The sequence below is a fragment of the Actinophytocola sp. genome, from assembly GCF_009379765.1.
Taxonomy (GTDB): domain Bacteria; phylum Actinomycetota; class Actinomycetes; order Mycobacteriales; family Pseudonocardiaceae; genus Actinophytocola.
Map to the genome: position 1 here is coordinate 1 of NZ_WHTD01000242.1, position 9,170 is coordinate 9,170.

Annotated in this window: 9 protein-coding genes and 1 pseudogene; 5 read left to right on the forward strand and 5 right to left on the reverse strand. The window is 73.2% G+C overall.

Translation table 11 applies throughout. The annotated features are described in order from the left end of the window. Together GEV28_RS40405 and GEV28_RS40410 are read right to left on the reverse strand one after the other, a co-directional pair. Positions 1–761 (reverse strand): annotated as a pseudogene (locus GEV28_RS40405) (hypothetical protein); the annotation flags it as partial. A 33-nt stretch (positions 762–794) separates the two neighbouring features. Further along, positions 795–1,850, reverse strand: a complete 1,056-nt coding sequence (locus tag GEV28_RS40410) for an oxidoreductase (RefSeq protein WP_291419373.1) — start codon at positions 1,848–1,850, stop codon at positions 795–797. A gap of 127 nt (positions 1,851–1,977) precedes the next feature. Between GEV28_RS40410 and GEV28_RS40415 the strand changes: the two genes are divergently transcribed. Next, positions 1,978–2,472 (forward strand): PH domain-containing protein, encoded by a 495-nt coding sequence (locus GEV28_RS40415; RefSeq protein WP_291419376.1) that lies wholly within the window; start codon positions 1,978–1,980, stop codon positions 2,470–2,472. A gap of 291 nt (positions 2,473–2,763) precedes the next feature. Then, positions 2,764–4,263 carry a PH domain-containing protein gene (locus GEV28_RS40420; protein ID WP_291419378.1) on the forward strand — a complete coding sequence of 500 codons (1,500 nt, stop codon included), beginning with the start codon at positions 2,764–2,766 and terminating at the stop codon, positions 4,261–4,263. Here GEV28_RS40420 and GEV28_RS40425 read toward each other — a convergent pair. Both GEV28_RS40425 and GEV28_RS40430 read right to left on the reverse strand, forming a co-directional pair. After that, the gene (locus tag GEV28_RS40425) at positions 4,235–4,642 is read right to left on the reverse strand and encodes a RidA family protein (RefSeq protein ID WP_291419380.1); all 408 of its coding nucleotides are present in this window, start codon (positions 4,640–4,642) and stop codon (positions 4,235–4,237) included. The genes GEV28_RS40420 and GEV28_RS40425 overlap by 29 nt on opposite strands. A 9-nt stretch (positions 4,643–4,651) precedes the next feature. Beyond that, positions 4,652–5,461 (reverse strand): NAD(P)-dependent oxidoreductase, encoded by an 810-nt coding sequence (locus tag GEV28_RS40430; RefSeq protein WP_291419382.1) that lies wholly within the window; start codon positions 5,459–5,461, stop codon positions 4,652–4,654. A 65-nt stretch (positions 5,462–5,526) separates the two neighbouring features. Here GEV28_RS40430 and GEV28_RS40435 point away from each other — a divergent pair, with 65 nt between their 5' ends. Next, positions 5,527–6,447 carry a LysR family transcriptional regulator gene (locus tag GEV28_RS40435; protein WP_291419384.1) on the forward strand — a complete coding sequence of 307 codons (921 nt, stop codon included), beginning with the start codon at positions 5,527–5,529 and terminating at the stop codon, positions 6,445–6,447. Here the strand turns inward: GEV28_RS40435 and GEV28_RS40440 are convergent. Further along, positions 6,434–6,802: a GNAT family N-acetyltransferase gene (locus GEV28_RS40440; protein WP_291419390.1), complete on the reverse strand. Its 369-nt coding sequence runs from the start codon at positions 6,800–6,802 to the stop codon at positions 6,434–6,436. The genes GEV28_RS40435 and GEV28_RS40440 overlap by 14 nt on opposite strands. Positions 6,803–6,934: 132 nt before the next feature. Between GEV28_RS40440 and GEV28_RS40445 the strand changes: the two genes are divergently transcribed. Continuing rightward, complete coding sequence (locus tag GEV28_RS40445; RefSeq protein ID WP_291419386.1) at positions 6,935–7,516, forward strand: TIGR03086 family metal-binding protein; 582 nt, start codon at positions 6,935–6,937, stop codon at positions 7,514–7,516. 430 nt (positions 7,517–7,946) lie between these two features. Then, complete coding sequence (locus GEV28_RS40450) at positions 7,947–9,035, forward strand: FAD-binding oxidoreductase (protein ID WP_291419388.1); 1,089 nt, start codon at positions 7,947–7,949, stop codon at positions 9,033–9,035. Positions 9,036–9,170: the final 135 nt, after the last annotated feature.

Here is a 9,170-nt window from a genome sequence, read left to right on the forward strand (position 1 = left end):
GCCCGCCACAACGCCCGCCCGCCCGGCACGCCGCCGGGACGGCGCGGGTCGAGCAGCACGCGGAGCAGCCGGCTCGGGTCGTGCCGGGCCAGCGACCCGATCGTGCGGGCGAGGGCGGCCGGCACCGGCGCGTGCGGGGCGGTCCGCTCCAGCACCGCCAGCACCCTGGCCGGCTCGCTGAGCGCGGCGGCCGCGAGCCCGGTGCCGACCGCGTCGACCAGCCAGGCCCAACCGGAGCGCGGGGTCGCGGTCAGCTCGGCGTCGAGATGGTCCAGCAGGACGGTGGGGTGGCGGTGGCCGATCATCCGCCAGCCGGTGACCGCGTGCCCGAGCTCGGGCAGCGCCGCCTCCACGTCGCCGAACCGCTCGCGCACGGCCGGCAGCAGCGCCTCGGCGAGGTCGGCGACCCGGCGGCGGCGCACGTCCTGGTACAGCCCGGCGCGCAACGCGGTCGAAAGCTCCGGGAGGCGCGCCACGAGCGCGGCCGGGGCCAGCCCCATCCGGACCGCTGCGCCGAGCGCGCGCCGCAGGACGTCGGTCTCGGTCGCGGACAGGCACCGCTCGACGTAGGTGAGATCGCCGGCCACGTACGCCAGGTGCAGCCCGACCCGCCGGGCGAAGCCGCCCTCGGCGTGCAGCTCGTCGAGCAGGGCGGCGAGCTCGGCGGCGGGCAGGGTTCGGGCCCGCTCGGCGAGCGTGCGCTGGCGGGCGCCGTAGGGCAGGCCGTCGATGCTGTTCAGCAGCTGTCGTGCGGTGGTCACGGGGCGGAATTCTGCCCCGTGACCACCGTAGGATCAGCCGATTTGCAAGGTTGCCACCCGGCCTTGGGCGCCGGAGGCCCAGCAGGCGCCGTCCCGGCCGCAGCCCACCGAGTCGAACGTGCCGTCGTCGAACTGCCGCCAGCGCCGGCCGCCGTCCAGGCTCACGTCGCTGCCGGTCGGGCCGACGGCGATGAGCAGCGAGCGCAGGAACGGGTGGTAGACCACGGCGGAGCGGTACCCCCGCGGCGAGTTCGCCGGCTCGCGCCAGGTGCGGCCGGCGTCGGAGGTCAGCGCCAGGTTGTCCTCGCCGCCGGTCGGGTTCAGGAAGTCGCCGCCGATCGCGATGCCCTGCCGCGGCGTGCGGAACGCCACCGCGAACACGCCCGCGCTGGGGTTGCTCAGCAGCGGCGTGTCGCTCGCGGTCCAGGTGCGGCCGCGGTCGGCCGAGTGCAGCACCCGCGCGACGGTCGAGCCGCCGGTGGCGATCCACGCGTCCTTCTTGCCCGCCACCGTGATGCACTGGCCGCTCGCGGAGAACTCGAACTCGCCGTCCAGTGCGGGCGGGATCCCCTCGCCGGGCACCCGCTGCCACGACCGGCCACCGTTCGACGTGGACAGCACGCGGAACTCGCCCTCCACCGGGTCGCCGGTGGCGAGGCCGTGGTGCTTGTCGAAGAACGCGACGCAGTTGTAGAACGCGGCGGGCTCGGTGTTGCGGAACGTCTCGGTCCACGTGGCGCCACCGTCGGTGGTCCGGTAGATCCGCGAGTCCTCGCCGTTGCCGATCGACAGCGCCACCGCGTTGCGCGCGTCGAACGCCTCGATGTCGCGGAAGTCGAGGGTCGCGGTGTCCGGCGGGCCGACCTGCTTCCAGGTCCGGCCGCCGTCGACGGTTCGCAGCACGGTGCCGCGGGCGCCGCTGGCCCAAGCGACGTGCCGGCTGACCACGGACAGGCCGCGAAGCTGCGCGTCGGTCCCGGTCGGGCTGAGCCGCCAGGACAATGGGGCGGGGTGGGCCCCCGCGGTGCCGCCCGGCGCCACCACCAGCCCGGCCAGGACAAGCAGGACAATCGTCAGGACACGCTTCATGGGTCGGCAAGATAGCGGAGCGGTGTCGACCAAGGGAATGACGAGCGGAAATCGTTCTTCGGACCGACGCGGGCGCACACGCGTCCCGCCTAACGTCCCGAGACACCGAGCGGGGGAGGAGACACAGGTGAACGAGGTGGTACGGCTGCGGCCGCCACGCAACCAGGTCGAGCGGCGCGCGGTGGGCTACTGGCTCACCAACGAGCTGACGTGGACCGCGGTCCCGGTGGTCGTGCTGGCCGTGCTGGCGGTCATCATCACGCCCGCCGCGCCGTGGCTGCTGCTCGCGATGGGCATCGTGCTGGTGATCGGCGTGCCGTACGGCGTGATCGTGCCGTTCTGGCGGTACCGGGTGCACCGCTGGGAGGTCACCGAGGACGCGGTGTACACCCGCACGGGGTGGCTGTGGCAAGAGTGGCGGATCGCACCGATGTCCCGGATCCAGACCGTGGACACCGCCCGCGGCCCGCTCGAGCAGCTGTTCCGGCTGTCGAGCGTCACGGTCACCACGGCCTCGGCGGCCGGGCCGCTCAAGATCCAGGGCTTGGACCACGAGCTGGCCGCGGCCCTGGTGGAGCGGCTGACCGAGACCGCCCAAGCCAACCGCGGAGACGCGACATGACCGATCCCGCGAGCGAGCCAATGTCACAGAGCGAGCCGGTGTCACGAGCCCGTGAGTGGGCCGCCGGTGTCTGGACTGACGAGCAGCGGAGCGAGCGAGGTACGAGTGAGTGAGCAGCGCAGGAGGGAAGACACCGGGAGCAGGCCCACTCACCGGCGAGCGGAGCGAGCCGATCCAGCACAGTGGGCCGCCGGTGTCCGGACTGACGAGCAGCGGAGTGAGGAACGAACGAGCAGTGCAGGAGGGAAGAAACCGGGAACAGGCCCACTCACCGGCGAGCGGAGCGAGCCAATGTCATGGCAGCGGCTGCACCGGAACACGGTCGTGGTCACCGCGCTGACCATGGCCGGCGTCGGCCTGTCGGTCGCGACGCCGATCGTGCTCGGCATGCTGCGGGGCAGTCGCCCGGCGGGCCCGGTGCTGCTGATCGCGCTCGGCGGGGTCGTCGCACTCACCGGGCTGAGCGCCTTCGCCGACCGGGTGCGCTGGCGGCACACGAGCTACCGGATCACCGGCGAGCGGGTGGAGCTGCGCTACGCCTGGGTGCTGCACAAGCTGCGGTCGATCCCGCGGGAGCGGGTGCGCACCGTCGACCTGACCGCCAACCCGCTGCTGCGCGCGTTCGGCCTCACCAAGGTCAAGATCGGCACCGGGCAGCAGGTCACCGGCCAGCAAAGCCACCTCACGCTCGACCCGATCGACCGGGCCCGCGCCGAGGAGCTGCGCCGGCTGCTGCTGGACGACGAGGAGCCGGCCCCTGCTGCCGGCGAGGTCGTCCCCGCCGCCCGCCCGCCGATCGCCGAGCTCGACTGGGCCTGGCTGCGGTACGCGCCGGTCTCGGTGACCACGCCGATCCTCGGCGCGGCCGCGTTCGGCGCGGTCATGCAGGCCTCGGACTGGTTCAACCTGCAGGGCGCGGTGTTCACCACGGTCCGCGACCTGTTCGGCGGGCTGTCGGTGCTCGGCCTCGTCGCGATGCTGGTCGCGGTCGGCCTGGTGGTCGGGTTCGTCGGGTCGCTGGGGCTGTTCGTCGAGATGTGGTGGCGCTACCGGCTCACCCGCGAGAAGGGCACCCTGCGCGTCCACAGAGGACTGCTCACGACCCGGTCGCTGTCCTTGGAGCGCCGGCGGCTGCGCGGTGTGGACATGTTCGAGGCGTTCGGTGCGCGCATGCTCGGCGCCGCCAGGGTCGACGTGGTCGCCACCGGGCTCAAGGCCACCACCGAGAACGAGAAGTCCAACCCGAAGACGCTGCTGCCGGCCGCGCCGATCGCCATCGCGCAACGGGTGGCGGTCGAGGTGCTCGGCGCCTCCCCGTTGTCCGATGTGGACATCCAGGCGCACCCGCCGGCCGCGCGGGCCCGGCGGTTGCGCTGGGCGGTGTTCGGCGTGGCCGGCGTGGTGGCGGTGCTCGCCCTGCTGGGCGCGCTGTTCACGGTGGTGCTGCTGCACCTCGCCTGGATCGCCGCCGTCGTGCTTCTGCCCGTCGCGGTCGCGCTGGCGGTCGACGACTACCGCAACCTCGGCCACGGCCTGTCCGGCGACTACCTGGTGACCCGGTACGGCGCCGGCAGCCGGCACACGGTCGCGCTGGTGCGCAGCGGGATCATCGGCTGGACGGTCCGCAGCTCGCCGTTCCAGCGCCGGTCCGGCCTGGTCACGATCGCCGCCACGACCGCGGCCAACAGCGGCGAGTACTTCGTGCGCGACGTCGGCGAGAACGAGGGGCTGCGGTTCGCCGCCGACACCGTGCCGGGACTGCTCACGCCGTTCCTGGAACCACGGCGGTGATGTCGACCTCCAGCAGCAGGCCGGGGCGGAACAGGCGGGACACCTCGACGGTGGTGCTGGTCGGGAGCCGGTCGGTCAGGTAGGCGCGCCGCACGGCGCCGTACTCGGCCAGCCGGTCCATGTCGGCCATGTACGTGCGGATGTTCACCACGTCGTCGAACGTCGCGCCGCGGTCGGCCAGCAGGGCGCCGATCGAGTCGAAGACGAACGCCGTCTGCGCGCCCAGGTCGTCCCCGCCGACGACGTGGCCGTCGTCGTCCAGGGCGGCCTGGCCGGACAGGATCAGCAGCTTGCACGCGCCGAGGTCGATCTCGGCGACGTTGGAGTAGGCGGCGGCCGGGGCCGGCGCGGTGGGTGGGTTGTGGAACGTGACGGTCATGCCTGCCTTCTACTCGGGTGGGTTGGCCAGCGCGCCGACGTCGCGGCCGCTGATGCGGGGCAGTGTCGAGCGGATCCGCTCCAGTGCGGCCCTGGCGATCGGGGCGTCGGCGTGCTCGACCGCGAGGCCGAGGTCCTTCGCGGCGAGCTCGACGGCGAAGTGGCTGTCGGTGCCCTTCGACCGCTCGACCAGCGCGGCCAGCGGACCATTGGCGAGCAGCCGTTCGGTGAGCTCGGCCGGCACGGCCAGCGCGGCGCCGATGGCCCGCAGCTCGCCCAGCAGCGTCACGCCGGAGACCATCGCGGTGATCCTCACGAGCTTGGCCGCCGCGCCTGCGCCGGGGCCGCCGCAGCGCAGGACCGTGCCCAGCCGCTCGAGCACCGGGGTCACCGCCGCGACGTCGGCGTCCGCGCCGCCGGTGAACACGGTCAGCTCGCCCCGCCCTGCTGCCCCGGTGCTGCCGCCGACCGGCGCGTCCACCAGCCCCACCCCCTCGGGCAGGCCGCGCGCGAGGCCGGCGACCGCGGTCGGGCCGATCGTGGACATCTCGACCAGGACGGTGCCCGGCCGGATCGCCCCCGCCACCCCGTCCGGGCCGAACACGACCGCGTCGACGGCGGCCGGGTCGGCGAGCATCGTGAGCACGACGTCGACGCCGGCGACGGCCTTGGCCGGGGTGTCCGCGACGCGGGCGCCGGGCACCGCGACCGCCTTGGCGCGGGTGCGGTTCCATACGGTGACCTCGTAGCCGGCGGCGACCAGCCGGCCGGCCATCGGGAGGCCCATGTGGCCGAGGCCCAGAAACGCGATGGTGTGCATGGCGCCGAAGCTAGGTCCGCCGCCGACATGCGACAAGCGAATGTTTCGCATGGTAGATATGCCATATGGACATCGCTGGCCTGACGACCTTCCGCGAGGTGGCCCGGCATGGCTCGTTCACCGCGGCCGCGAAGTCGTTGCGCTACACGCAGTCCGCGGTCTCCCGGCAGATCGCCGCGCTCGAGGAGGACGTGGCCGCACCGCTGTTCGACCGGGGGTCGCGAGGCGTGCGGCTCACCGACGAGGGCCGGTGCCTGCTCGACCACGCCGAGGCGGTGCTCGACCGGCTCGACACCGCGCGGCGCGACCTCGCCGCGTTGCGTGAGCTCGACGGTGGCCGGCTGCGGATCGGCGCCTTCGCGACGGCCGAGGCGGTGCTGGTGCCACGGGCGATGGCGGCGTTCCAGGTCGCGCACCCGAGGGTCGAGCTGTCCCTGTCCGACGGGGTGACCGCGACCCAGGTCGCCCGGCTGCGGGCCGGTGAGCTGGATGTCGCGGTGCTGACCGTCCAATCGGGACAGTCGGTGGACACCGGCGGCCTGGTCCTGCGGCACCTGCTCGACGACCCGCTGCTGGTCGCGCTGCCCCGCGAGCACCGGCTGGCCGGCCGGCGGGCGCTGCGGCTCACCGAGCTGGCCCGGGAGAGCTGGATCGCCGGTTCGACGGCCGTCGAGGACACGCTGATCGGGGCGTGCCTGCGGTCCGGTTTCCGGCCGGCCGTGCGGTACGTGGTGCGCGAGTGGACGGCGAAGCAGGGGCTGGTCGCGGCCGGCCTGGGGATCACGCTGCTGCCGGGCCTCGCGGCGGGCGCGGTGCGGCAGGACATCGTGGTGAAACGCTTGCGTGCGGAGGAGTCCTCGACCCGCGGCGTGTTCGCGGCGACCGTCGACCGGGCGTCGGGGGCGCCTTCGCTGCCGCGGTTCCTCGCGCACCTGGCGGACTGCGCGGTGGAGCTGCGGCGCGAGCTGTCGGCTATGACTCGCTGATCGGCGCGTTCTTGCCCGGCCGTTCCATGTAGGTGACGTCGGGTTCGGTGAAGCCGAACCGCCGGTACAGCTCGTGCGCGTCGGCGGTGTGGAGCATCCAGCGGAACTCCGCCCCGGGCCCGTCGTCGATCATGGCCTTGACGAGCGCCTTGCCCAGCCCGTGGCCGCGCGCGCCGTCGAGCACGAACACGTCGGCGAGGTAGGCGAGCGCGATGCCGTCGGAGACCGCGCGGGCGAACCCGGCCATCGCCCCGGTGCCCTTCTCGTACGCCCCGACGACTTTCCACGACCCGGCGAGCTGCCGCTCTACCTGCGCGCGGTCGCGCCAGCGGCCCCAGTAGGCCTGGGTGGACATGAACGTCCACACGACGTCCACGTCGATCCGGTCCGAGTCGTCATCCAGCTCGTAGTCCACGGGGCCAATGTATGCCGGGGCTGTCGCGTTCATACAAGAGATATCGGCCGGCACCGGCATAGCGTCCGGGACATGGAACTGCACGAGATGATGGCAAGGGCCGCCACGTCGGCGGTCGAGGTCGCCCGGAATGTCCGGCCCGACCAGCTGGACCGGTCGACCCCCTGCCCGGACTGGGACGTTCGGGCGCTGGTGAACCACCTGATGTTCTGGTCGGCGTTCCGTTCCGAGCTGGCCGCGCGCAAGCAGCAGGCGCCCGCGGACGACCCGATCACCGAGCAGACCGACCTCACCCGCGGCGACTGGGCCGAGACACTGGCGTCCCAGCTGGACAAGGCGGTCGCGGCGTGGGGCGAGCCCGGCGCGACCGAGGGCGACACCGGCCTGGCCGGCGGCTCGATGCCGGCGCGCATGATCGGCATGATGATGGTGGGCGAGCTGGTGGTGCACGGCTGGGACCTGGCCCGCGCCACCGGTCAGTCGATCGAGACCGACCCGGCCGTGCTGGCGACGGTGCACGAGATGGTCGCCGCGATGGGGCCGCAGGGCCGGGAGATGGGTGCGTTCGGCGCGGAAGTGACGGTGCCCGGCTCGGCGCCGATGCTGGACCGCGTCCTGGGCCTGAGCGGCCGCGACCCGAGCTGGACACCATGAGCCGCCCGCACCGACCTCGCGAGTCCAACGCTCCGGTGAGGTGAGTCCAACACTCGCGACCTCCGAGTCCGACGTTCGCGCACGTTCCGAACGTTGGACTCGCGGGTCCTGAGTGTTGGACTCGCGGGTCCTGAGTGTTGGACTCGCGGGTTCTGGGTGTTGGACTCGCGGGTTCTGGGTGTTGGACTCGCGGTCAGTCGCGTAGGGCTCGGGGCAGCGGGGGCGGGCTGATGGAGCGGTCGGCCGCCAACGCGGTCGCCAGCCGGGTCCACTGTCCGATATGGACTTCCGCGGCGGGTGTCGACGGGTCGGTGCCGTGGTCGCGAGACGCGCGTCAGAAAGCCGTCGCTGTCAGCGACGGCGCAGCCTCAAGAAAGCGGCTCCCAACCGACCACGGTAGACGCCCCGGCAACCCAATTAGGCTGCGACCATGGTTGACGTACTCGTGGTCGGCGGCGGCATGGCCGGTGTCTCGATCGCCTACGAGCTCGCCGCCCACGCGAGCGTCCTGCTCGCCGAGGCCGAGCCGACCCTCGCCGAACACACGACCGGCCGCTCGGCGGCGATCTACGCGCCCAGCTACGGCAGCCCGGTCGTCCGCGCGCTCACCGTCGCGAGCGGACCCCGGTACCGCGCGCTGGAGACCGAGCTCGACACCCCGCCGTTGCTGACGCCGCACGGCTCGCTGTGGGTCGCCGTCGACGACGACGGCGCCGGGCGCGTCGAGGCGCTGCCGGCCGAGCCGGTGTCGCCCCGGCAAGCCAGGGAGCTGTGCCCGGTGCTGCGCGACGTGCGTGCCGCGGTGTGGGACGACACGGCGAGCGACATCGACGTGATGGCCCTGCATCAAGGCTATGTGCGCGGCTTGCGTGCCCGCGGCGGCACCATCCGCAACAGCAGCCCGGTCACCGCGACGAACCGGGACGGCGCGGGCTGGCGCGTCACCGTGGGCGAGGACGAGATCGGGGCGGACCTCGTGGTGAACGCCGCCGGCGCGTGGGCCGACGAGCTCGCCGCGAAGGCCGGCGTGCCGGCGATAGGCCTGCGACCCCTGCGCCGCACGCTCGCGCTCGCCTCCGGTGCCGCCGAGGTCGACCCGGCGTGGCCGCTGGTCGCCGACGCGGCCGACCGGTTCTACTTCCGTCCCGAGGGCTTCCGGCTGCTGATCTCCCCGGCCGACGAGACGCCGAGCGAGCCGTGCGACGCCAAGCCCGACGAGCTCGACGTGGCGCTGGCCATCGAGCGGATCAACGCGGCCACGACGCTGGGCCTGCGGTCCGTGCACATCGCGTGGGCCGGCCTGCGCTCGTTCGTCGCCGACCGCAACCCGGTCGTCGGCGCGTGGCCGGAGCACCCGGGCTTCGCCGGGCAGGGCGGCTACGGCATCCAGATGGCACCCGCGCTCGCCGTGCTCGGCGCCGCCGTCGTCCTCGACCGGCCGGTGCCGGGGGACCTGCCGGCGCGGGACGTGTCGCCGGGAAGATCGGCGAACCAAGTGGTCGACGGCGGCGACCACTAAGGAATTGTCTCAAATTAACTTGTACATGTCGTGATTGTTCTGTCATGGTTCTGGTATGGCCATGGTCGTGGAGATCGATGAGCAGGTCCTGGCGGCGAAGTTCGGGACGATCCTGCCGCACTTGGATGAGCGGCA